This is a genomic window from Dyadobacter subterraneus (assembly GCF_015221875.1).
Taxonomy (GTDB): domain Bacteria; phylum Bacteroidota; class Bacteroidia; order Cytophagales; family Spirosomataceae; genus Dyadobacter; species Dyadobacter subterraneus.
This window is the reverse complement of record NZ_JACYGY010000001.1, coordinates 4,259,838-4,285,501: the sequence shown is the minus strand read 5'-3', so window position 1 is coordinate 4,285,501 and position 25,664 is coordinate 4,259,838. Positions and strand designations below refer to the sequence as shown.

Annotated in this window: 14 protein-coding genes; 2 read left to right on the top strand and 12 right to left on the bottom strand. The window is 44.9% G+C overall.

Translation table 11 applies throughout. The features are described from left to right. Positions 1–37 precede the first annotated feature (37 nt). Positions 38–1,378, top strand: coding sequence for a beta-helix domain-containing protein (locus IEE83_RS17855; RefSeq protein WP_194121883.1), 1,341 nt, complete (start codon positions 38–40; stop codon positions 1,376–1,378). A 326-nt stretch (positions 1,379–1,704) separates the two neighbouring features. Here IEE83_RS17855 and IEE83_RS17850 read toward each other — a convergent pair whose 3' ends face one another. The 9 genes from IEE83_RS17850 to IEE83_RS17810 form a co-directional block, all read right to left on the bottom strand. Next, positions 1,705–3,369 carry a DUF8693 domain-containing protein gene (locus IEE83_RS17850; RefSeq protein ID WP_194121882.1) on the bottom strand — a complete coding sequence of 555 codons (1,665 nt, stop codon included), beginning with the start codon at positions 3,367–3,369 and terminating at the stop codon, positions 1,705–1,707. A 121-nt stretch (positions 3,370–3,490) separates the two neighbouring features. Continuing rightward, entirely contained in the window at positions 3,491–6,457 is a 2,967-nt protein-coding gene (locus IEE83_RS17845) for a hybrid sensor histidine kinase/response regulator transcription factor (protein ID WP_194121881.1), read from the bottom strand. Positions 6,458–6,546: 89 nt separating this feature from the next. After that, on the bottom strand, positions 6,547–7,524 hold the full coding sequence (locus tag IEE83_RS17840) for a ligand-binding sensor domain-containing protein (RefSeq protein WP_194121880.1): 978 nt from the start codon (positions 7,522–7,524) through the stop codon (positions 6,547–6,549). A 640-nt stretch (positions 7,525–8,164) separates the two neighbouring features. Next, a complete protein-coding gene (locus IEE83_RS17835; protein WP_194121879.1) occupies positions 8,165–9,670 on the bottom strand; it encodes a RagB/SusD family nutrient uptake outer membrane protein in 1,506 nt (501 codons plus the stop codon). A gap of 14 nt (positions 9,671–9,684) precedes the next feature. Further along, complete coding sequence (locus IEE83_RS17830; protein ID WP_228102040.1) at positions 9,685–12,654, bottom strand: SusC/RagA family TonB-linked outer membrane protein; 2,970 nt, start codon at positions 12,652–12,654, stop codon at positions 9,685–9,687. Between the two features lie 1,187 nt (positions 12,655–13,841). After that, positions 13,842–15,188, bottom strand: coding sequence for an alkaline phosphatase family protein (locus tag IEE83_RS17825; RefSeq protein ID WP_228101856.1), 1,347 nt, complete (start codon positions 15,186–15,188; stop codon positions 13,842–13,844). 76 nt (positions 15,189–15,264) lie between these two features. Continuing rightward, positions 15,265–18,420 (bottom strand): TonB-dependent receptor, encoded by a 3,156-nt coding sequence (locus tag IEE83_RS17820; protein WP_194121877.1) that lies wholly within the window; start codon positions 18,418–18,420, stop codon positions 15,265–15,267. A 494-nt stretch (positions 18,421–18,914) separates the two neighbouring features. Beyond that, positions 18,915–19,649 (bottom strand): AAA family ATPase, encoded by a 735-nt coding sequence (locus tag IEE83_RS17815; RefSeq protein WP_194121876.1) that lies wholly within the window; start codon positions 19,647–19,649, stop codon positions 18,915–18,917. A gap of 424 nt (positions 19,650–20,073) precedes the next feature. Next, on the bottom strand, positions 20,074–20,466 hold the full coding sequence (locus IEE83_RS17810) for a winged helix-turn-helix transcriptional regulator (protein ID WP_310588524.1): 393 nt from the start codon (positions 20,464–20,466) through the stop codon (positions 20,074–20,076). A gap of 110 nt (positions 20,467–20,576) precedes the next feature. On the opposite strand from IEE83_RS17810, the gene IEE83_RS17805 reads away from it, so the two are divergent. Beyond that, complete coding sequence (locus IEE83_RS17805; RefSeq protein WP_228101855.1) at positions 20,577–21,554, top strand: NmrA/HSCARG family protein; 978 nt, start codon at positions 20,577–20,579, stop codon at positions 21,552–21,554. A gap of 208 nt (positions 21,555–21,762) precedes the next feature. Here the strand turns inward: IEE83_RS17805 and IEE83_RS17800 are convergent, their stop codons facing one another. From IEE83_RS17800 to IEE83_RS17790, 3 genes are all read right to left on the bottom strand, one after another. Beyond that, positions 21,763–22,302 (bottom strand): DUF4833 domain-containing protein, encoded by a 540-nt coding sequence (locus IEE83_RS17800; protein WP_194121875.1) that lies wholly within the window; start codon positions 22,300–22,302, stop codon positions 21,763–21,765. A gap of 605 nt (positions 22,303–22,907) precedes the next feature. Further along, the gene (locus tag IEE83_RS17795; protein WP_194121874.1) at positions 22,908–23,360 is read right to left on the bottom strand and encodes a response regulator; all 453 of its coding nucleotides are present in this window, start codon (positions 23,358–23,360) and stop codon (positions 22,908–22,910) included. A gap of 482 nt (positions 23,361–23,842) precedes the next feature. After that, entirely contained in the window at positions 23,843–25,606 is a 1,764-nt protein-coding gene (locus tag IEE83_RS17790) for a response regulator (protein WP_194121873.1), read from the bottom strand. Between the last annotated feature and the right edge of the window lie 58 nt (positions 25,607–25,664).

Genomic DNA, 25,664 nt, shown 5'->3' with positions numbered 1-25,664 from the left:
TCTAACAAAAGCAACCAATTAGTAAACATCGAATTGTATGAAAAAAGTAAGCAAATTATTTAACCTGTTAATGATCGGGTTAGTTATGGCAGGTTTTGTAGCTTGTAACAGTGATGACGATGATGATCCGACACCACCGGTTGTTGTGGTGCCAGGGGCATTAAATACAGTAACAGGTAGTATCACTACCAACACAACCTGGAAGGCAACAGATCAGTATCTGATCTCAGGATTTGTTTACGTTGAAGCGGGAGCTACCCTGACGATCGAACCAGGAACCATTATCAAAGGAGACAAAGCGACAAAAGGCGCTTTATTTGTCAAACCAGGTGCTAAAATAATGGCTGTGGGAACAGCCGAAAAGCCAATCGTTTTCACATCGAACCAGCCTATCGGACAGCGTAAAGCAGGAGACTGGGGTGGACTTGTAATCCTTGGTAAAGCACCGGTTAACAAAACACCTGCTGTGGTTGAAGGTGAGGAAAAAACTACTTTCGGTGGCACTGACGTTGCTGATAACTCAGGTGAGTTAAAATATGTACGTGTTGAGTTCGCAGGGATTGCCTACGAAACCAACAAAGAGATCAACAGCTTAACATTTGGCGGTGTTGGATCAGGCACTAAAATTGAATACGTACAGGCTTCTTTCGGCGGTGATGATTCTTTCGAATGGTTTGGCGGAACAGTGAATGCAAAACACCTTATCGCATACCGCGGTTTGGATGATGATTTTGATACTGATAACGGTTTTAGCGGACTTATTCAGTTTGGCTACATCCTTCGTGATCCGGCTATTGCTGACCAGGCTGGGGATTCAAACGGGTTTGAATCTGATAACGATGCAAACGGAACGACAGCGGCCCCGCAAACGGCTGCAAAATTTGCAAATGTTACTGTGGCCATGGGTGATGGTACGCCTAACGAAAAATTTGCTTCTGCGATGCGTATTCGTCGTAACTCTGCGATCTCTGTTTACAATAGTGTATTTACAGGCGCATGGCCACGCTCAGGTCTTCGTGTTGAAAACGATCTAACGATCGCAAACTTCACATCGGGTCTGATGAAAATGGACGGCGTTGTGCTTGCAACGACTGCAAAAACACAGGTAGAAGGCGTTACCGAAGCAATCTTTAAAGCTGCGGGTGCAAAAAATGCAATCTCTGCGGCGGCTGACCTTAAAATGGATGCTACATTCAATAAATTAGGTGCTAAGCCAAACGCGCTTCCAGCTGCTGGTTCTCCTTTATTGACTGGCGGAGCAACCCTTCCAACAGGATTTGATGCTACTACCTATGTGGGCGCATTCAGCACTACGGACTGGACAGCTACCTGGGCTAACTGGGATCCTCAAAATACAGATTACGAGCTAAAAAAATAAAATTTCATGCGAAATTTTGGTGACAAAATTAGAAAGACCGGGGGCATTGCTCCCGGTCTTTTTGCTTTATGGCAATGTAATAAATTCAAACTATGACAAGACAAACGGATTTCCTGGCCTGTTTCGACTTAATAAAAAGCAGACTGCTGTTAAATCCGGAGACACTCCAAAATCGGGGATGAACCAATTTGCCACGAAATTAAATGGTGTGAAACACCGAATTCTCCAATGTATCACCAGTTAATGGCATTTAGCCAGGGTCTAAAAAAACCACCACCGTTACATTGCTCAAAACGATGGTGGCCAACTGATTTATAAGACAAAAGCTATTGGTAAACAAGCGCTTTGGAAGTGCTTGTTTTGCTGTTTTGAAACTGGACGATATTTGTGCCTTTAATCAGGTTGGTTAGTGGTACTTTATTGATCCCTTTTTGCAACATGATGCTCTGGCTTGCGATCATTTTTCCGCTGGTACTAAATACCCGTATCTGCCAGGCCTCGGATGCTTCGGCATAAACATCTACAAACACCGGTCCGCTGGATGGATTGGGGTAAAAACTGCCGACGAAGTCCTTATCAACGGCAGTAGAAATGGATATGATCTTGGAGAAATTATAACTCCCGTCGCGGTCGACCATTTTGAGGCGGTAGTAATTCATGCCAAGGGTATAGCTATCGGTAAATTCATAGGATTTTAATGCGCTGCTTTGCTGGGATGCCTGCACAGAGCCGATCGATTCAAAGGAGCGGGCATCATTAGAACGCTGTATTTCAAAATACGCAAAGTTCTTTTCATCCGAGGTAAGCCAGGTAAGTTTATTTTGATTGTTGCCGGTATTTTTTCCTGAAAAGTTCGTCAGTGTTACCGGCAAGGGCGGCGCTGTATAAACAAACGGAACAATATACTCACAGGAGTTTCCCGAAGAGGTAATTTTTGCATAAAGCGTAGTATTGCCGGCAGGCAGGCCCGAGGGCGAAAACTGATTGGGCGGGGTAAATGTACCAGCCGAAATGGTGCCCGCTTCATTACGATAAATGCCAACGATAACTGAGGTAGCAGCACTGCCAACCTGCACAATAGGATTTGTTTTGTCCTGAATAATAATATCGGTGCTTGTAAGCGTGCCACCCGCCGATATAAGGTTTTGATATTTCAGAACGCCATGGTTGCTAATGGTGCCTGAATTTTCAATCGACCAGTAAATCTGAATGAGTCCATTGTTATTTACAGTTCCAAGGTTCATAAGGTCATTGCCGGGAAAGTCTTGAAGAATTACTCTGCCGCAGGAAAGATTATTTAAAGTTGCATTTTCTTGCAGGCTTATCCCAAGACTTTCTGACAAATTTATTGATCCGCTGTTTGATAACAATCCTTGGGAAAGATAAATACCTGCTTCTTTCGAAGCAATATTGATGGTGCCACTATTTGAAATGTTTGAAACTGCACCAGGTGAAGAGTATTCGTAAACCCCAAGAACCTGTGCATTTACATTGATCGTTCCGGTCGGAAGGTTGTTAATTTCACATATTGATGAAAGCTGTATGGCATCATCCCCGTAGGTGTTAATGATTCCCGAATTTGTAATCGATGACCCGCCTGCGCCAATCCCAACTGTATATCCCGCCAAAGGAGGGTCTTTTATGGTTATCGTCCCGTGATTGATCAAGGAGCATTCTGTCATATCAAGTCCTGCCAAATATAGGTTCGAGGGATTAGCATTTGTTACCGTCAATGAAGCTCCGCTGTTGACAGTGAGCACCGCACCAGTTCGCATAAAAATCCGCTTAGCATTGGCATCAGTTCCCACGTAAATAACAGGACTATTGACAGCATTTGCGATCGTGAGTATGTCTTGGTCCGTTGGCACGCCACTGGGTGACCAATTGGAAGCCGTACTGAAGTTGTCGGTTGTGCCAACCCAGGTTCTGTTCACTGATAGTGCATGGTGACTAATTAAAATTGAAAGCAAAAAGTAAAGGTGTTTTTTCATTGGAAACTAAGTTGGTTTTAGCTGCAAAATTGAAAAAACGGTTCAGGAAACTGTTAGCTGAAAAACGACATTCTTTGGCTCATTTCGGACAAAACGAGCATTTTCGCAATAAATTCAGGGCTTAAACCCATTCGGAAGGTTTCTTTCCAAACCTTTCCTGAAAGACTTTCGAAAAATAGGAAAGACTCTCAAAACCCAGCATGTAGGCGGTTTCGGAAACGGTTGCTGCTTTATTTGCAAGAAGCGAGGCGGCTTTTTGCAAGCGATAGTTGCGCAGGTATTCAATGCCTGTCTGGCCAGTAATGGCTTTGAGTTTTCGGCGCAGCTGAACTGAGGTGATGCCCATTTCGGTAGCAAATTGTTCGATCGTAAAGCTACTATCGGAAAGTTTCTCCTCTAAGATCGAGTTGGCTCTTTGAAGAAATTTTTCATCAGCAGAACCTACTTTGGCGGCGTCTGCCGTCACAGACCCGGAAGCGATATGCTGAGCGTATTTTTGCTGGAGTAGTTGGCGCTGCTTAAAAAGGTTCTCCACCCTGACTTTCAGCTCATCGGTATCAAAAGGTTTGGCTATGTAATCGTCCGCGCCGAGCTGCAAGCCTTCCAGCCGATCTTTGAGGGCCGCTTTTGCAGTGAGCAGTATCACCGGAATGTGATCGGTGCGAAAATCTGTTTTAACAGCCTTACAAAAATCCAGTCCATCCATGCGCGGCATCATTAAATCGCTGATGATTACATCAGGTATGTGGCTAATGGCCAGCTCAAGTCCCTGCTGTCCGTCCTTGGCTTCCTCAATATGAAAAGTCCCTTCAAAAATGCTCCTTACAAATGCCCGAAGATCCACATTGTCTTCTACAATCAGAAGAACCGGAAGTTCTCCGGTATTTTTCAAATCAGACGGTTCGGTTTGCGCGTAAACTGGCTGCGAAGCGAATGGTGCTGAGTTGTCTTCGGGCTGCTGCACGGACACGTAGTTCGTCCAGCTGGCCAGATCGCAAGGCAGCACGACCGTAAACGTACTACCACTGCCGGGAGCGCTTTTAACATCAATAGTGCCACCGAGCGCACTTACGAGCTCCTTTACCAACGCAAGGCCAATACCTGTCCCTTCATGATCGCGCCTGCGTCCGCTGTCAATCTGATAAAAGCGGTCAAAGATCCTGGGTAGGCGCACAGGATCAATCCCAATGCCGTTATCAGTGATCGTAATACGTGCCGATGAAGCAGATAAGTCCGAAGGTTGGATCTGGTAGGTGACATCGACTTTAACCCGTCCGTTTTCAGGTGTAAACTTAAAGGCGTTTGATAGCAGATTGGTAACAATCTTCTCTATTTTGTCAGCATCGAAATAAACCATCTGAGTAAAATGGCTTTGTGGCTTTTCAAAAAGTATCTGCTTGCTTTGGGCCACCGATTCAAAGGAAGCAAACAAAGGGCTTAGAAAACCGGCCAGGTCGGCATACTGAACTTTAAGCTCCATCTTTCCTGCTTCGAGTTTGGAAAGGTCCAGTAACTGGTTGATCAGCGTCTGTAACCGCAGCAGATTTCGCTGCATCGTCGGGATCAACTGCTCAGTGGGGTACTTCTTATGACGCAGATTCACAGGACCTGTCAGCAGGGTAAGCGGTGTACGGAATTCGTGCGAAATGTTGGCGAAAAAATTATTTTTGATCATATCGAGTTCTGCCAGGCGCGAGGCCTCTTTGTCTTTATAAAGAAGCTGCTGCTGCAGCCGTACCCGTCTGAGCTGACTTTGGTTGGAGCGGTACCATAAATAAACCAGCAGGGTGCAGTAAATCAGATAAGCCCACCAGGTTTTGTAAAAAGGAGGGTGAATCCGGATGCTGAGCTTAGCAGGTGCACTCCATACCTGACCGTTGGTTGTACCGATAACCTTGAAAACGTACTTTCCGTGCGGTAGCTGGGCATAGTTGGCGAAATGATGGGTATTGGCTTCCACCCAGTCGCGGTCAATACCTTCGAGCTGGTAGCGGAAGCGATTCTTGACAGGATTGGTAAAATCCATCACAGCAAATTCCAATGCGATCTGATTCTGATCGTGCGAAAGATCAAGTTCGGCTGTATTTCCCAATGCCTGGGCAAGCAGATGGGTTTGGTCACCCGGTTGGATTTGCTCATTATTAATTTGTAAACCGATCAACCGGGTAACAGGCGGATTTTTATTGCTGCTAATGGCTGAGGGCCGAAAGATGTTAATTCCTTTGATGCCCCCAAAAAGAAGCTCACCATTGAGCGCTTTAAAGTAGGAATTGGTATTGAACTCATCGTCCTGAAGCCCATCGGATTTATTGAAGTTTGTAAAAATCAGTGTTTTGGGATTCAGCGAAGAAAGCCCCCAGTTGGTGCTCATCCACAGCATGTGATCATTACCCGGCAGAATTCCGTAAACGACTTTGTTAGGAAGTCCCTGGTTTTCGGTAAAGTGCTCAAATTTTCCCGTTTGTTTCTCAAAGCGCTCCAATCCGCCGCCTTTGGTACTTACCCAAAGGTACTTCCCAGGGCGTAGCGGATCGTTAATAACGCCCGACACAAAGTCGTTGCTCAGACTTTGCCGGTCACTTCTGCTATTTTTGTAAATGGAAAAGCTGGGCTTGGACTGAAAATTTTCAGCGCGTATCAATCCCTTCTGGGTACCGATCCACATGGTTTTACCATCCTGGTACATGCAAAAATTCTCTACCACCGAGCCGCTTAAAGGAAGAAGGTAGCGGTAGCTGTAGGCGGTAAATTTTTCAGCTTCCGGATTAAATCTTAAAAACGCACCATTGGAAAGCCCCAGCCAGAGAAATCCTTTTTCGTCTTCGTGTATTTTTAAAGTAAAATTCTTCTCATTAAAAAGAGCAAGCGGATATTGCCTGAGGATTTTCCAATCTTCTGATATCTTCATAAGCACCGCCCCGGGTTTGGCATCACTGTCGATGATCATCCAGATATTGTGCTGACGATCCTGATAGATGACATGGTGGCGAATGCCGCGGGCACCGATACCCGAGGGTAAACTTTGAATGGAATTATCTGATTTGTTGAGTCTGTATATCTGGTAGGATGGATTGTGATTGGCGTGCAAATACACATTTCCCTTAACGTCCTGGAAAAGCGCGGCCGGTGAGCTTGATGGCAGAAACGATTTGAACTGCTTGACGCGCGGATTAAATTTTAGCAGGCCGTATCCCTTGGTGCAGGCCCATAAGTTGCCTGTCGATCCTGGAAAAGCTGATTCACCGAATTCATCGTCAAAGGCATTGCCATGTAGGCGTTGCGGGCAGTGAGACTATCAAGCTTTAAAAGTTCGTCGGGTTTAAACAGCCATGTGAACCGTTGATTGCAAATAGCGATCGTGCCGTCTGAAAACTGGTTGGCGACACTTGCCCCGCCTTTGGGAAATGTGATTGTTTTGATCAGATTTTTTTTCCAGCAAACAATACTATCTTGTCCAACGCCCCAGAAACGCTGTGAAGCATCTTCCAGGATAGTATAAGAAGAAAACCAGGGAGAAATATCGGCCACCTTTGGATGCCGGTCTTTGGAACGATACAGATTTGTAGAAAATATAAAACCAATAGCGTGATGATCGAAAAGGAAGCGTTCGTGTTTTTCAGCTTTTGCAGTATGAGCTGCCGGCTGTATCAGGCCGGTAAAATCAGATTGGGTGGGGAAGGATTCCAGAGATGTGATTTTGTAAATTTTACCTGGTTTATCTGCTATGAGCCATATGGTGCCATCTACATCCTCTTTGATGAATATAATACCGTAATTACCCGCATTGGCCTGATCTTTATCGCTGATAGTTGCATGGTAAAATCGCTGGGACTTGGGATCAAAAAGGTTCAAGCCATCCTTTTCCGTCCCGATCCATATTCTTCCCTTACTATCCTGCAAAAGGGCAGTGCAGGTATTGCCCGAGATACTCTTGTCATTATAAGGATCATGGGTAAAGACCTTAAAATTATAACCGTCATAGCGGTTCAGTCCGTCTTTGGTGGCAAACCAAAGAAATCCTTCCTTATCTTCGAGAAGATCGTAAACCATGCCCTGTGAAAGTCCGTCCGAAATGGTAATGGGCTGCCAGGGACTTTCCTGTGCCGTGCAGATAAATGTGACAAACAGTAAAAGACTAACTAATCTTACTATCATTGAACTTGCATTTCACCAGACTGACGCCCATCTTCACATCTCCATCAAGCTATCAGGCTGCCGAATTTATGACGTTAACTTAATAAACAAAGGTTACAACGCCGAAATTATACTCACTCTTTGATTAGCCAGGTGAAATACTCTGGGTGCTAATTTCGCACCAGTCTGATGGAAATTAATGGCAGATCAGCCAAGCCTAGACTTTGGCCGGTTACTGACAACGATACACTGAAACCTGCCTGATCTGTGAAATGATAAAACATATGCCAACTACTATAATTTCTTTGTTTTTTAAATACGGTTGATCCCTAAAAATAACCGGTTACCAGTTTTTGCCTTTCAATGGCCTTATAAGAGCAGCTTAGGACTGGAAGTGTTTCATTATTTCCTTTTAGATCCTTTGTTATCTTCATGGCGTTTTCGCCGCTGAAAGCTCTTAGTACAGATTTTATCTGGTAATCGGCCCTCTTTATCTGTGTGTCGTCTATGTATTTTACCACAGATAGCAAATATCATCTTGTTTTCTATACCTCTGAATTAGCCGTAATAACCTGACAGATGGCAGACCAGTCCCTTAAACGTCTGAAAGCTGCCAAAATAGGCATCTTTCAGACGTTTATCTTATTGTGGCAATTCTGAATCAGGGATTTTGAATCAGGTTACTGTTTTGGTTAATTTCTGCCTGCGGTATATAATAGACGACCCTTGGATCGGTTGGCAAAACGGTCTGTCGTACATCCGTAGTCGGCGTATTGTTCTGCGCGTGTGTGCCAGGGTAATTTCTGACCATCGGAAGGTTGTTTCTAAAAAGATCATACACGCGGTGCCCTTCAAAGGCAAGTTCGAGATAACGCTCTTCCAAAACAAGATCAAGCGCTGTTTTACTTTGGGCAGACATACTGGCCTGCGTGTGAAGTGCGCTGCCTGAAAGACCTGCCCGGGTGCGGATCAGGTTAACATCTGCAAGCGCAGCCTGTGTGTTGCCAAGCTTTGCGTTGGCTTCTGCCCTAATGAGATAAATATCGGCAAGACGAAGATAAACCGGCGAGCTTGCATTAATTACATTTTCCTGAAGCGTGAATTTATCGATATAATACATCGGCGTAGCAGGCGTCAGTTTTTGATTGTACTGCAGCGATCCGCCGATTACATAGGGTATAACAAAAGATTTTCTGATATCCTCGGGATGCTGCCCGATAAAATCAACGTATTTTTTTGAAGCGTATAGCTCTGCCCAACCGCTTACACCCTGGCCAAGCGGGTTTCCAGCCTGATCGCTGCTGATGTACATCGTACCGATGCCTGCAATCTGAACGTTGGTATGCCGCACTGCAAAAATCGTTTCGGTATTGGTCTCCGGCGTCTTTTTAAAGTAGCTGGGAAGCTCAGAGGATGATACCAGCGTGTAACGTTTGCTATCCAGGACAAGATTGGCATACTTTAAAGCATTGGCATTGTCTTCCTTGAAAAGATATACCTTTGAAAGTAGGGCATAGGCCACCTCTTTTGAAGCGTAAATATTGGTTTTGGTCGAACCCATCAGCGAAGCTGCCAGCACCAGATCATTGATGACAAAGTCATAGACCTCTTTGACCGACGATCTTGAAATGGTCAGAAGCTGCTCATCACTCATGGCTTCATGAAGAATAGGTACGCCCGGGTTTGCGCCAGCGTTCTGCGGATATGGCCGGCCAAACATTCTTACCAGGTTAAAATGCACCATTGCCCTTAAAAACAGATTTTCTCCTTTCAGCTGTTTTAATTCATCCGAGGCATTATCCGGTACGAAGGCGATGACCTTATTGGCGGCCGCAATCACTTTATAAGCCTGACTCCAGAAAGCAGTTGCATGTGTGGAGGTATTGATATGTGTGTAGCGGTAAAGGCGTGTAAGATCATTGGAAGAGATCTGGCCCTGGGCAATCTCATCGCTTGGATACTCCATCAGGTAATGGCCGCTGGTTGTATAATTGGCATTGATCAGAAGCGCGTAAGTTCCGGTCGTCACAGTCTGCACATCGGACTCATTGGCCAGCGCGGTCGTCTCGTCGATTGTTGTGGTCGGCTGAAAATACTGCTCGCAGGAAACAGAGCAGAACAGCACCATTCCCAGTGAAAAAAAAAGTTTTATGGAATTGAGTTTCATAGCGGTTCAGGATTTTACAAAGTGAAATTGATGCCAAACAAAAACTTGCGGCTGATCGGGTACTTCATGTAGGAAGTGCCCAGTCCACCATTGTCTGCCTCGCGTGAAAGCGATACCTCCGGATCAGTGCCGGTAAATTTGGTGGCGGTAAAAAGATTATCAGCGCTGAGAAAAACGTTGGCTCTGGACAGGCCAATTCTTTTCACCGCGGCCGCAGGTATGGTGTAACCCAGTCTGACATTTCTTAAACGAAGGTAGCTGCCATCTTCCAGGTACCGTGAAGAGGATTGGTTTGAATCCTTGTTTCCACCGACGATTGGCTTGGGATGGGTGGCAATATCTCCTGGCTTTTCCCAGCGCGACCAGCCTTTGGCCAGCACCATCGCGTTGTAGCTCTCATAAAGTCCATCGTTATCAAAATAAAAACGGCTGTCGTTATAAACCCAGTTACCGTAGACGAAATTAAAGAAAGCCGAGAGGCTGAAACCTCTATAAGAAAATGTGTTCGAGAAACCTCCTGTGAATTTCGGTGTGGCAGACTTTTTCGTAAACTGTCTGGAATCTGCTGTCTGTACGCTGCTATAGACGTTGGTGAGCGTCTTGGTGATAGTGCCATCAGCGCCGGGCGTCAGCTTTTCCCACTGCGGATCCCCGTTGTCGGGATTGACCCCGGCCCAGATCGGCAGATTGTACTCGCCCATATCATGCCCTGCTGCCAGCGGCAGACGGTTTCCTGGGTTGAAGGTTGCTGCCCCGCCGCTGAGTTCAAGGATTTTGTTTCTGTTAAAGGCCATGTTCAGGTTGGTCTCCCAACTGAAATTACGACCCGTAATGTTGCGCGAGGTCAGGTTGAATTCAAGTCCGCGGTTTCTGACAGAACCTGCATTGACCCAAACGTAACTGTAACCTGTCACAGCAGCCAATGGTTTTTGATAGAGCAGATCCTTTGATTTTTTATTATAGACATCAACGCTCAGATCGATCCGGTTCCACAAACTGATATCGGCGCCCAGATTTGAGGACAGGATTTTTTCCCAGGTCAGATCCGGATTCCCCTTTTGAAAGGGTGATGCGCCGGGTAGTCCTGCATAGCTGGCTGACTGTGATATCGAATACAGCCCCAGTGAGGCAAAATTAGGGATAGTAGCATTGCCGACCGTTCCGTAGCTGGCACGGATTTTGGCAAATGTGAGCGTTTTATTTCCTTTCATAAATGCTTCGTTGCTTAGCACCCAGGAAGCGCCAAGCTGGTAGAAGTTCGCCGCTGAATTGTTTTTTCCAAAAAGCGAAGAGAATTCATTCACAAACGAGCCGACAAGAAAATAGCGGTTATCGAAGCTATAATCGGCCTGACCTAAAAACTTGCGGAAAGCGACCTGCTCGCTGTAATCTGTCGGAGAGGTCAAAATGTTGGTTGCCACCGACATGACATCATGGCCGGCAGGAAGACCTTTTCCTGAAACAGACGCGTACCGGTTGTAGGAAGTTTCCGCTTCTGCAGCGCCCAGAAGTGCCAGGCTATGTTTTCCGATCTCTTCATTATAACGGATGCGGTTTGAGCTCAGAAGCCTGTGCGCATCGGTGCTTCCAGTGTAGAGTTCTCCGCCGTTAGCGCCTCCCTGCTTGGTTCTTCTGTCGTAATACGTTACTGTATTGGCATTGGCAAAATTGACACGGTTATAGCTGGAAAGCGTAATCTTTTTAGTCAGCTCGTAGTCCAGGTTTACATCCAGGCTTGTTTTTAAGGATTTGCCGTTGGCATAGTTGTACAGCAGCGATTGCAGAAAATTTTCCCTGTCACGGCCCAGCCAGCCACTGTAGTAACGGCCGTCTACGGGTGCTCCGTTGGCATCGTAAGCAGGGTCAAAAGGAAGATTCACGTAGGCGTCGTAGAGGGTATTGCTGTTTTGCAGATTATCCTTGGTATACTGTCCGTTAAAAAGGATCATCGCTGTGAGCCTGTCTGTGAACTTTGTTTTAAGGTTTGCCCGGAAATTGTAACCTGTCCTATCGTTGTCAACCAAGGTTCCCTGCTCTTTATAATAGTTGCCAGACACATAAAAGGTAGTCTTGTCATTTCCGCCGGAAGCCGAAATATTATGGTTGTTAACAAAGGCGGTGCGGAAGGCCTGATCCCACCAGTTGGTGTTGGTCGAAAGAACAGCCGCGTTCCTTGGGTAAAAAGAGCTTTGGTAATCAAAGAGCTGCTGAGCGTTCATCAGCTTAAACTTTCCTGTGGTCGCCTGCGCAAAGCCCAGTGTATTATTCACGCTGATTTCGGTTTTTGAGGATTTACCCATTTTGGTGTTGACAATGATCACGCCATTCGCAGCGCGCGAACCATAAAGACCGGTGGCGGCCACATCTTTCAGCACCGTCACACTTTCCACATCAACCGGATTGTAAGTCCCGTCAATATTGCCATCGACCACATAAAGCGGTGCAGTTCCTGCCGAGATCGTTCCTGCTCCTCGGATCACAATACTGGCAGGTTTTGTCGGATCTCCTGAGCCGGAAGACACCACCACACCAGGAGCCTTGCCTTGCAAAAGATTGGGCAGTTCGTTGGAGGTGACATCACGCAGCTTCTCGTTTCCAATCGTTGAAACAGAGCTTGACAAATACCTCAGTTTTTTGGCTGAGTAGCCAACGACTACTACTTCGTCAAGCCCCCTTACATCTGATTCGAGTTCAATATTCAGGGTGCTTTGGCTATTTACTGTTATCTCTTTGGTGGCGTAGCCAATGAAGCTAACGGTCAGCACTGCACCTGGACCCGCTAAATTCAAGGTAAACTGCCCATCCGCATCTGTCGTTGTTCCCTGTGATGTTCCCTTAACGACGATGGTGACGCCGGGAAGTGGCTCTTTTTCAGCAGATGTCACTTTTCCTCTGATCGTAAACTCGCTGCGCTGATCAGTCAGGACCAGGGGCCTTTCAAAGGCTTTTGCATGTGCAGCTGCCGGCAGCTGCAACAATGCCATGCAGACCAAGCCAGCCTGGCAGGTAATTTTGTAAAAACACTTTTTCATAACGATTCATTAAAGTTAAATGGAATAGGTTAGAATAAAATTCTAAAAGTGGCACTAATAGCAAAATTAATGATTAAAATGAATTTTCCAAGTGGTTACAAAATAAAGTGCTCGAACACGCAGCGATTTTCCCACTGCGTGCACGTGCACTTTGCTTACCTAATTTATTTTATGGCTTTGAAGGGAATGTAAATTTTCTCTTATATAATTCGGGCGTTCTAACTCCATAGTGGCCCTGTGGCAAAGGTGAATGGATCAGGTCCATTGGGGCTTTTGCAATTCGCCAAGGAGTCAAATTTTTCTAATGGCTTAACCGCGGGATAATATAGTTTTTGATCTCAGCATGTATTTTTAGGGCCAAGTGTTTAACTTCAAGGGAATCTGAAAAATAATGCTGAATGTGTAATGATGAGGTAGTATGCTTACTTTTCGGCGCCTGGTCAAAGCATCTTGCCTAGTGCCTGTATGCAGGTGCTAATAAAAGTATTAGTTTACTAGTTTAGCGGCGGCAGCCTAACCAAGCGGGCTTGGAGCCGCGCTACAATCCGGTGCTTATTTTGCAGCTCAGCTGCCCATTTATTTTCTTTCAGCGACTGGCGCCAAGCAAGAAAAATTAAGTCTTGGCACCGCTGTGAGGGTATGCGCTGAGAAAATCCCTTGCTTAGGGTGGAAGATGCCGGATCTACTGATCTCATTTCAATGAAACGGTTGAAATCGGCCGGCTGCCTAAGATGCCCCAGAGACAACCAGCGGGCGGCGCTTTTTGGTTGTGAAAGCGATCAGATAGAAGCCTAAGAAGATTTAGGAAGAAAAAAGGCCTGGGCAGACACTGGAACACATTAAAAGGCGCCGGATTTGCCAAGCCCAGCCCGTGACATGACAGTGGGAAGCAGACCAAGGCTTGCCTTAGGCCCAGGGGAAAAATACTTGCACAGACGTGTCTATGCATGCTTTCCGGTTCTGAAATCCTGGCAGAGCGATGAGAAGACAATTCAGGCAAAAGATTATAACAGCAAAGCCAGTGCAAATCAGCCGGGCGGATGTTACATGAAAATATTTTGCTAAGCCAGAATGGTTTAAATGCATCACGCGAAGACCGGAAAGATGATCTGCCGCGTGGTGAAAGATTTGTCAGCTATTTACTCCTTAATGAGTAGTCCGGGATACAGTACTCCTTCGGCCGAAGGCATATCCAGTTTTAAAAGCTTTGCCACAAGTGGGGCAATGTCTTGCAAACTCATCTGCGGAACTACCGCGCCTTGTTTGATTCCATTTCCAAATGCTACAAAACCGGTTTGTATTTCCTTGAAATCAGGAAAAAAGCCGTGTGTTCCTCCGGATGCTGCGCGCATGAAATCACCGGTAGCGGCGCCACTAATGGTAATTCCCTGGACCGGGGCAATGGCAAGCGATGCGTTCGGATCAGAGCCTACCGCGTCCAGGGCCGAACGGTCTTTTACTGTAAAAAGGCTTTTTTGATTTGCAGGCAACTGATCTAAAACCTGCTTTACTTTTTCCAGTGTTTTTGTATCGTTCTTATCCTTTAAATGCAGAAATGCCGATCCGCCCGAGCTGTGGAAATAGGCTTTCCATCCTGCTTTATTGTTCGGGTCGTAAAGTCCGGCCTTGGCAAGAAGGATATTTGGGGCGATGGCTGTGTGAATGTCAACAAACCCGTGGTCCCCTGTAATGATAAATGTTGTTTTCTCTTTAATACCCGCTTTTTCAGTCGCCTCAATGATTGATTTAATACCTCTGTCGACACTGGAAAGCGCAGCTCTTACCAGCGCTCCATCACGTCCCTGTTCATGTTCAAAGTGATCCACCGCCACCAGGTGGACAGCCAAAAAAGATGGTTTGTATTGGCGGATTAGATAGCCGCTGATGCGCGACATATTCTCATCGATGCTCAGATAATCACTGTCAAAGTCAATTTCTTCAAGTTTGCCGGTTGCGTTCTGCTGGACTTCTTCATACAAACCCTTGGGAAATGAGTTTTCTGAAAGCGCTTTGCCCATGCTTCGTTTTGCTCCTTTTGTTTCAGGCAAATACCAAAACTCAGGGATGTTATAAGTGGCGGGACTGCCCAAAGATACCGGCCAGAACACCGAGGCTGTTTTGAGCCCTTTTTCTTTGGCGGCGCTGAAGATCGTTGGCACTTTGATGGTGTTGTAATCCCATATCCATTTCCCGGTTACTTCTAGCGGTTCGGACGGCGTGTTATAATAGACTCCATGCTTGATCGGTTTTACACCGGTGATGATGGTCGTGTGCGATGGGTAGGTCACAGTAGGAAAAACCCCTGTAACGCCGTCTGAATAAGCGCCTGACTGCATACCCTGACGAAGGTTTACCATTGACCAGTTTGCATCTTTATAAAATTCAGGTCTTAATCCGTCAATACTGATCAGGATCACGTGGGAATCCTGGGCAAAGCCGGAAAAGGAGAGAGCAAAAAAACCTAATGAGGCAAATATTTTTTTCATTTCAGAATTGGTTATTAAAAAGGAAATGTTGCCGGCCATAATGACCGGCAACATGTAATAAGAAACTCATTTTAAATTAAAAGCCGTATCTTAAACCAAGCTGAATCTGGTACGGGTTTCCATTTAGCGTCGATACACCAGTTCCGGCGCTCATATTGTATACAAATTGGTTTGTAGTCTTATCGAAGCTTTTGATCGAGTAAAGATTTTGTTTACCCAAATTCTTACCAACGCCCCAATCTTTGTTCAAAAGGTTAGTAACATTGAAAATATCAACCGAAGCTTCCAGACCGTGATCGCCAAACAGTTTAAAACGTTTTGCGAGACGAAGGTCAAATACGCCGTAGAATCCATTGATACCGCCATTACGTTCCGCCATTTTGCCTTTATCGCGATTGATGTAATCCTTGATACTTTGCTCAGCATCCGGATTGTCCAAAATAGCCTGAAGTCCTTTTTTGATATAATCAGGTGTAGAAGCGCTATTGGGGTCATAAATGTAAGCCAGGTCATTTGAGGATACAAAGTCACCGTTCATGTTTCCGTTCACAGCCATAGAATAGCGTGTCCCTCCGATTCCTGAGTAGCGAAGACCAATGGTCACACCATAGATGCTCGGCGCCGTACCATAGAAAACGATCTTGTTTTTGAACTGGTTGTTGGCATAAGCCATCTGACTCAAATTGCGCGGATCATCTGCCACCATCAGATCAAGTGTTGCAGTATTGGCTACGTTTCCGTTGTAAGAAGTATTGTCTTTCGAATCGTTCCATGTGTATGACGCCGTGATTTGTCCGTCTTTGAAATAACGGTATGTTCCGTCTATCACGACTGCATACTGATTTTTCCTACCCTGACTTGTCAGTTCAAGAACCCGGCCCACATTTTTCGTTTTACGGCCGTTCAGCCAGTTGGTTGCGCCATTGGCCGCATTGATTGATGAAGCAGGTACAAAAACGCCACGATTCGCTTCGGCTGCGATGCGGAAAAACGGATCTTCAACCATATTGCGGTCTACGTACATATAGTTGTTACGTGCCCATGAAGCATAACCGCTCACACCTACACGCAGACGGTCGCTAAAGAAGTGGTTATATGAAAGGTTCGTCTTGTAAAGAACAGGAATCTTGGCATCCACATTGTTCATGTTGATTGTCAAAAGACGCTCTACGCCAGGGATGTTGAACAAATCAGCGCCGGGAGCCGTCGAAGGATCTGCGCGGTAGCCCGGAAAGTTTGGTTTTGGCACCAGACTGCCCTGTAATTCTACCGAGGCAACTTTGGTTCCATCAAAAAGCATGTTGTTGATCATCGAGTACGGGTTTAGTTGTGAGCCAAAAATACCTGCACCGAAACGGACGATATCTTTGCTTTGCTCATTTACGTCCCAGGTAAACTGTACCCGCGGCTGCAGCTGCGTGGTATTAATCTTGTTATCCGTGCGAAGGTTTAGCTCGTCATAGACCACCTGGCTGAAATTCGCTTTATTCAGATACTGCGTATTGTCCAGACGTATTCCGGCCATCATTTCAAGACCGCGCGCCAGTTTGGTATCCATTTGGGCATAAAGACCCGTTGCCAAAGAGTTCACAATCGAGCTTGGATCAGAACGAAGATTGATCTCTCTTGCATAACGGTAAGGCGTCTGGTTATTGAAGTTTTCCAAACCTGTGAAGTAGAAACGTCCGTTCATTTCACTACCGTAAACCGACTTCATGCGGTTAAACATGATGTCAATACCGAAAGTGAAGTTGATTTTTCCGGTGTTGAAGTATAGGTTGTTGACGGCCTGATAAGTTTGCCCCTTGAACCATTCAGGCGAGAAACGCTGACCACCGATCTGGATGGAAGTGTTGTAGTTATTTGTTCCGGCAGTAGATGCTACGTTTTCAACAATCGCGCGTGGAATGCTGGCCGAAGGCAACTCCGCGCTTGGGATAACCGCTTCATCCTGATAGAAATGCTGCAATTTTAACTCGTTGGTGATTTTTGGACTCACAATCGTACGAAGTGAGGCCATAATGCTGTTATTGAAACGCTTACGGTCGATATAAGATTCGTAGGCGTTAATGGCCGTGTTGTCGCCTTCTGAGAGTCTGTCCATTTCTTTAATAAAGTTATTGCGGACCGTCAAAAGGTTTTTAGCATTCAGCTGCCAGTCAATTCTAGCGAAAATAGCATCTGTTCCTTTTTTCTTGGGAAACGAACCGAACTGCGGGTTGTTGGACACACCGTATTTTGTTCTTGCAATATTCAGGAAGTTATCCAGCGTCTGCTGTGTAACACGGTTAGCCGCAACATCTCCGTCTGATTGCAGGTTTGCAATTAACAAAGGACGCTTATCAGCCTGGTGATCCCAGGCTACAAAAAAGTGCGCTTTGTCTTTTTTCAGCGCGCCACCCAGCGACATGCCGAACTGATTCGTAGAAAAATCCTGTTTTCTTTTATTTCCTCTCAAATCATATGGACTCGAAAGCCAGTCCGCACGCATAAAGTTGAATACGCTTCCTGTCAGTTTGTTTGTTCCTGATTTGGTCACGGTGCTGATGGTTCCACCGCCTGCACGACCGAGTGTAACATCGTATTCATTGGTTACTACCTTGAACTCACGGATTGCCTCCATGGAAATTGCGTAGGCACCTCCGGTTTCACCACCGGCAATAGTGCTTCTTGAGCTCATACCATCGATGGTGTAGTTGGTAGAAGATCCCAACTGCCCTCCAAGGCTGTTACCGTTGCTCAGTGGCGAAAGCTCAATGAGCGTGGTAAAATTCCGTCCGTTCACCGGCAATTTGGTAAGATCCTTTGCGGTGATCTGTGTGGAAGCGCCCAGCGTTACGATTGTGTTTTTCAGTGAATTAGCCTTGATGTCAACAGCCTGCAATTCTGTCGCACTGTTTTCCAAAGCAAAATTTAGCCTGAGCTGATCGCCCTGGTTTAGTGAGTACCCCGTTTTCTTTTGCTCTCCAAAACCAACAAACGAAACAGTAACAGAGTAGGGAGAACCCAAAGGAAGCTGTTTGATAATGTAGTCACCATTTACATCGGTAACGGTACCGGCCTGAAAACCGGTCGATTCATTTCGGACCAAAACGGTCGCGCCCGGTATGGGGCCTGCATTTACTTCTGATACTTTTCCAATGATGGATGCTTCATTGCCCTGGGCGTTAGAGTCCGGCGAACAGAGCAGCATTGCAATGGTCACAATAAGTCCTGTAATAAATCGTTGCATTTTGGGTGAGTTAGATGAGTAGTAATAATTGTGATTCAAAATTTGATTTGCTTTAAACGCCGGTAGTTGCGCACCCACGTCGGTCTAAAGGCAGGAGGGTTTATGCCCGCAAAAGTAGACAGCTAATGTTAAGGCCTTGTTAAGGATAGGTTAACCAATAATTAATCTTCTCAGAAGCCAGCGGTGTAACGGGCACAGAAATGTTTAGGACCTTTGTGAATAAGCATCATTATAAAGGGAAGAAACAAGAACGCATAGTCTTGCGCGGCAACCCCACCAAAGCCTTACCATGAAAGCCGTTTCCCAAAAAGTCAAATGATTTTGGCCATGGTGTCAGGTGCCTATAAAAACGATGCATAGGAGCTAGCCGGATCAGTGCATGATAGAGCAGCATCTTTTGGAACCGTGTTCCAGTAAAATCGCCAGCTTTTTAAGCAGTGGCGACTTGGGTATTTTCAGTGGAGGGTGCAGTGCTTTGATGCTATACTGAAAATTCAGTGGGCTCTTCCCAGAAGCAGGTCCATCATACGTTTGTGGTCGTTTAGAAATCCCTTGGTAATCTGGTACTGGACTGTATCCTCATAAGCGATTTGTTTAATTCCGTCTTCGTCCAACTGGTAAATTACAGCATTGGGGTAGGCCAGCAGTATCGGTGAGTGTGTGGCGATGATCAGCTGAGACCGTTTTTGCACGAGCTGATCAATCGCGGCCAGTGCGCTCATTTGGCGGCTGGGGGATAAGGCGGCTTCGGGTTCATCAAAAATATAGAGCCCATCACCTTTCAATTTATGGGTAAGAACAGCAAAGAAAGCCTCGCCGTGTGATTTGCCGTGCAGTGAACCGCCATAACTTTCGAGATATTCCGTGGCATTAATCTCCATGTATGTGGCAACGTTATAAAAGCTTTCTGCCCGAAGAAAGAAATAATCTTTCGGCGACTTATAACTTCGAATCAGTTTCAAATACCCAAACAGCCCAGAGGCGTTATGGTGTGTTACTTCCTGGATGCTTTTAGGTCCCCCTTCAAGGCTAAAACCTGAGGCCAGGGCAATGGCCTCAATCAGGGTGGACTTGCCAGATCCGTTTTCACCAACGATGAAAGTCACATCGGGATGAAACTGTAAAGAGGAAAGGCTCCGTATCGCAGGTATGTCAAAAGGATACTGGTCATAGGAAGAAACCGCTTGACGCATTAATTGAATCTCTCTTAGGTAGGGCCTGCTTTCCATGTTTTATGAGATAATTGCAAAGGTGAGTGAAATTCAATAGCATAATAAAGAGGTGCCATGTTGTGCATTAAAAAGTAATCTTACAGGTGTGACAGCGGTCTGATTTGCTACTGATTATTGGAAAGCAAAGATAGTTGCAATCCATGATCACCCTATGAAGTCATGATGATGCTTTTTGAAAACTTAAGATGCTAAGCCCGCTTCAGCATTAAAATAGGCAGAGCCTGGCAAGTCGAATTTGGTGTGATCAAATACCTCGGAAACGTGTTTGTGGGCAGACTGATCCATGTCAAAACTTCCCTAAAACAGAAGATGAAGCGGCGGGTATCAATGAAATCACCCCACCGCAGTGTTTGGCACGGCAGGACGGATGTGTCATCTTAAAAATGAAAAATATCTTTTCTGTAAATGAAGGCGTCTCTTTTTAAACCCCGCTGTTAACCGAATTTGCAGTGATAAATTCAGCCTTCTGGCTGCTGATCTGATTTCCCCAGGCTGTGATGGCTTCCAGGGTGGGAATAAAGGTTTTGCCAAAATCCGTTAAACTGTAAACTACCCTGATAGGCGGCTTTTTGCCATATACCTTTCTTGAAACCAGGCCGTCTTTTTCGAGTTGTTTCAGCTGCAGGCTCAAAGTCATTTCTGTTACTGTCTGCATTTCTTTTAAAAGCTCACTGTATCTTTTGGGTCCTTCTTTCAAATGATACAAAATTACCGTTTTCCACTTTCCACCGATCAGATCCATGGCCAGACTTACGGAACATGGATATATTTTTCCGTTCATTTTTATAAGCTCACCAATGCATTCAGTTTTCACGGTCTTATCATTTTGTGACTATCAGAATTGATAGTTATTGCGAATTTAGGAAGCTAAATATAGTTTTGCAACTATAATTTTTATAGTTATCAAATTTATTAAAACTGAGTATGGTATCTAATGTAGATGGGAATGATAAGGTGGCACAAAAAGATAAACCACTGATCACGATCGTGGGTGTTTTAGGAAAACAGGGGCTGAGTGTTGCCCACTCGCTTTTAGAGAGCGGACTTTACCGTGTACGCGGCATCACCCGCCGCATTGATTCATCTCAGGCAACTGAATTGGCGCGTCTGGGTGTGGAATTGGTCAGCATACCGCTTGATCTGGGCTATAAAAAAGATTTTGTCCGGGCGTTCAGCGGCTCATACGGGGCCTTTTTGATGACACCGGGCATTGCACCCCCGATGACCCATGAACAGGCGCTAGGCATCGAACTGGCTGATGCGGCGCTTGAAGCGGGCGTACAGCACGTGGTTTTCAGTAGTTTGGAACATGTGGATAAAATTACAGCAGGGAAAAAGTTTGCCCCTCATTTTACAGACAAGGCCAGGGTGGAAGAGTATATCCGCGGGCTGCCGATGACAAGCTCATTTATTTACATGGCCTTTTTCTTCACTAATTTTGCCGAGTTTTACACGCCTGACTTAAGAGGAGACACACTTGAATTTCCCATTTATTTGCCAGAAGATTTTAAGGCGCCCTTTGTTGATCCTGTGACCGCGACAGGGCCGGCTGTCTTAGAAATTTTGTCAGACCCGGCGCAGTATTCGGGAAAGTCAATGCCAGTGATTGGCGATATAATATCGCCGCGGGAAATGGTCGAGGTTTTCATGCGCGTGACAAAAAGAAAAGCAGTTTACAGTTCAGCGTTCGAAAGAAAGAATTTTCTTAGGCATTTTCCGGATTATGCAGCCAACAAGGCTTTGGTGGATGAGATTTTAGGTATGGCAGCCTACGCGGTTGAGTATGGCTATTTTAGAAACGACCGGGATCTTATGTGGAGCCGCCGGATCAACCCGGGCACTCTAAGCTGGGAACAGTTTCTGAGGTCCACAGGCTGGCAAGGGCAAAGACAAGTTCTCTGATCGGTCCTATGAAAACTGTTAGGAATCCTGGTAACACTCAGGCTGCATAAAATAAGCCGCCGATTCGCTGCAAATTGGATACGGCAGACCCTTTAACAAAAAAGCCTGCCGGCGTCAGCCGGCAAGTTTCAGGGTTTGCAGGCCGGCCTGTCTTGAAGGAATTTTCCGCTGCCTACTTCGCTGACCACCTTAACTAATCTAGTCTAGCTCACCATTCTACCGACTTCTCAGTCAGGCTCTGTCCTGTGCTAAAATCCTTGCCTATAAAAAGGGCATAATCCAGGTTGATTCCCATGCCTGTTGAACCTTCTTTTAGCTTCAAAAAGATTCTGTCCAAAAACATTTTTTTACCGTTGACGGTGGTATAGGTCTTTGGTTTCCCGTTTTTATCGAGCATCAGATAAAATTTGACTTTCTTTGAAGCGGCCAGTTCCATTTCATAAAAGTTAGCTGATACCGGTGTTGTTTTAATGCCAAATGCAAGAGCCTTTTGTATAGCCGACAGCGGCACCTTTTGACCGCCCTCCGTGTAGGCAATCTTATAAATATCTACAGGTTCCTCAGTATCAATCACCCCATTTTTCAGGTTGGCGTTGTATACAAACGTGTTATGATTGTCGCTATGCTGGATATAAAAAAGACGTTTTTCATCTGGAGCCGGCACGGGATAGCCCTGCTGCGCATAGGTGCTGGTCCAGCCAGCCATTAAAAAGATAAAGAGAAGGTTTTTCATTTTTAGTTCTTTCATAAACTTTTCAGGCTGTTTCTTGTGTCAAAAAGGTCACTAAGTTACCCTTTGTAAAGTTCCTAAATTACAATAAAAAATTTTTGAAATTGAATTATTAATTCTGGTTGTTTATATGGATATAATGCCCTCTTCTACGGTTTTTCAAGCATTCTATATTATGCTATAAAATAGAAGATTGCTTAGTCGAGAGACTCTTTCGAAAATTTTAAGTTTAGACGGCCTTAGCCTCCGTTTTAAAGAGTAATAGGGGCTACTCCTCTCAGATTCTTCTGTGTAATTCTAATTAGCCAACAGTTGGGTTGCAGTCTTGCTCACCAAAATACAAAATTTTTCAGCTTACATTTTATAATACCGCTCTTAAACGCTTTGAAGGAGAGTTTGTTAGTGAAAGATATGTCATTTCAATAATTGAAATCCGGAAGATTAGGCCATTTTATAATAGCGTGCAATCTTCCGGGTCTTTGGCAGGAACTGTTTCTAAAATTGTGAAAAAGCTAAAAGGCTGTAAACGGGTTTAAAAAGACAACCTTCTGGCTTCAATGGGCATGTATTGAAGTCGGACTTGCGCTTTAAGATCAGCTTACCGGATGAATCTAAAATGTGTGTCAGGGGGTAGCCAGCACATTGTGATCGATCCAGTAATGACAGATCGTTTTTAGAAGCGCTTGCAGTTCCTGAGCATCAGCCGGTTTTACAAAGTAGGAGTCGGCACCGACCTGATAACATTTGTTGACTTGCTCCTGAGCAGTAATGTTGCTTAGAATAATGATGGGTATACCATTCCAGTTGGTATTCTTATTAGGTGGTGTTTGCCTTACCAGCGTAATCATGTCCGTGCCGCTGATGATGGGCAGATTCAGGTCCATAATTATCAAACCAGGAATTCTTCCGGTGTAGGTTTCAGAGGACTGCAGAATCATGAATTGATAAAGCTCGCTTCCCCCCTGGAAAAAACGAAGCGGATAATCCGGTAAAGATTTTGTGAAAATCATCCGGAGAAGCTGACGGTAGTCAGCCGAATCTTCAACAATGTAAATCTCTTTTTTATCAGTACTCATTTCGTCTAGTGATGGTCCCTTTCAAGCTTAGCAAATAGTGTTCCAGTTTTAATTACTTGTTCGTGGAATTTTTCTGCCTTTTTCACAGGAAACGATTAATCAATTGAATCTTCGCTCATCATTCTAGTTGTAGAAAAATTGTTTTTACCGGCAATACTTGACTTGGCTAGAATGTTTCCTTGTGATGTAGCTCATATTTCTCTCATTTTCATTACCGGCAGCAGTTCAGGACTCTTCGGTCTATTTCGATCAAATGAAGGTTGGGGTATTTGAAAACCAGCATGTATTACTTTTGATGCTCTGCGAGCCATATATAAGTCTTGTTTGTGCAGAATGCACCATGAATGATGTCGGGAAAATTTGTGAAATAGACCTGTCTGATGACAGATTTGTTAATGAGCATAATTTATTTTGACTTAGCGTATTTCTGAAGCAGGTAAAAACTACAGGTAATAGCATACCAAGGCCTGGATTTGACCCAATCAATTTTGCCAAGTGTTTTTTTGCATCAGAAAGGTTTGTATCTTTTGCCACAAATCATCTGGTTTAATAGGCTTCATCAGGTAATCATCTATATCAGAAGTTTTCTGATGGCCTTGAGTTATTGCCTCAGTCGAGGCAGTAACTGCTAAAATGGGGATCGATGCCTTTGAAGGGAAGGGAATCTTTCGTATCCGTTTGGAAGCTTCAAAACCGTCCATTTTGGGCATATTAATATCCATCAGTATGAGATCATAGTCAAAATTCTCAACTTTTTCAAGCGCCTGAATTCCATCGAAACAGGAATCTACTGTGATTCCCCAGCGCTCCAGCAATCTTCTCATGACCAAGATATTTAGGGGTTCGTCATCGACAACAAGGATGCGGAAGCCTGCTAATATCCGAATAGCGGGGACTAGAGAATTTTGCGACGGCAAATCCCCTTCAACAAGAGGATAAGTGAGACTAAAACTGACCTTCGTGCCATATCCCTCCTTACTTTCGATAATCAATTCCTGTCCATGTAAGCGAACAAGCTGATAAGCGATCGTTAAGCCTAATGTTCCATGACTTTGTCGCCTGCTCTCTGCGGGTGTTAGCTGAAAAGGGTCAATCACCCTCGCCAATTTTTGCTCTGATATTCCGATCCCCGTGTCACTAACACTTACTGACAACCGGATCGAATCTGAATCCCTCCTTTCAGCACGCAACCTTAGTGAGATCTGACCGATCTCGGTAAATTTAACAGCATTTTCAAGGAGGTGAAAAAGGATCTGTCCCAGCCGGAATGCGTCACCACTTAGCTTGATGTCCGTTATTGTCAGATCAGAACTGAAAGCAAATTTCAGTTTTTTCTGGTCCGCGCCAGGCCGAAAAGATTGATAAATATTATTGAACAGCTCGCCTGGGTAAAAGGGCTTGTTTATGAGCTGAATACCACCTCTTTCCAGATCTGTAAAATCAACGATTTGATCAATAGTTGCCAAAAGGTTAGTTGTGGAGAAATCAAGTATTTTGAAAGCCTCTTTCTGTTCTGGTAATTGAACACCGGTAAGAAGCATGCTTGTTGCACCCTGTACTACATTCAAAGGCGTTCGTAACTGGTGTGACATGGTTAACAGGAAGTTACTTTTGGCTGCTGTTTGCAGGCGTGATTGGGCCATAGCCTGCTCAAGATCGCTTTTGAGCGCGTGTTTCTTTTGATCAATGCTCAAAAGCGTCTGGAAGAAAGAATAGTGGATGTAGGCCAGTAGTAAAAAATTACTGACAATTAAAATTGTAAAAGAGAATTGATTAGGTGTAAAGTTGTTTCCTGGCAACTGATAATTGAAATAGTTTTTTAGGATGATCTTGCTCACCAAAGGGAGTATTGTCAACCAGGCATACAGAAAGCCCTTATGAGGACCCAGTAAATAGTATCCACAGGAAAGCACAATAAAACAGTATTGGGCAATCACAATATTGATCCATTCTTCAACAAGTAAGGTGCTCGACCAACTGATAAGCGTCAAAAAAATCAAAAAGAAATGTGCTGCGATTTTCCAGGATCTGGCAAATAAAAAAACACTAAGACAAATAAACCAAATAACTGGAAAAATTTGAGTAGCAAAAAACGGTTTAGCCGGAGCTTCTGTTTGCAGATGGATAGCCAGCAACGAAAGACGTATAATAAAAAAAGTTAGGATACAAATGAATAATATCTTCACTCGTGCCTTGTCTAAAAGGTTTTGTTGATTATGTAGAATAAACTTGTAACGACTTAACATATAATATGGTTGAGTAAGGCTTAATTTATTTGGACAATGCCGTCAAATTACGTTTTTT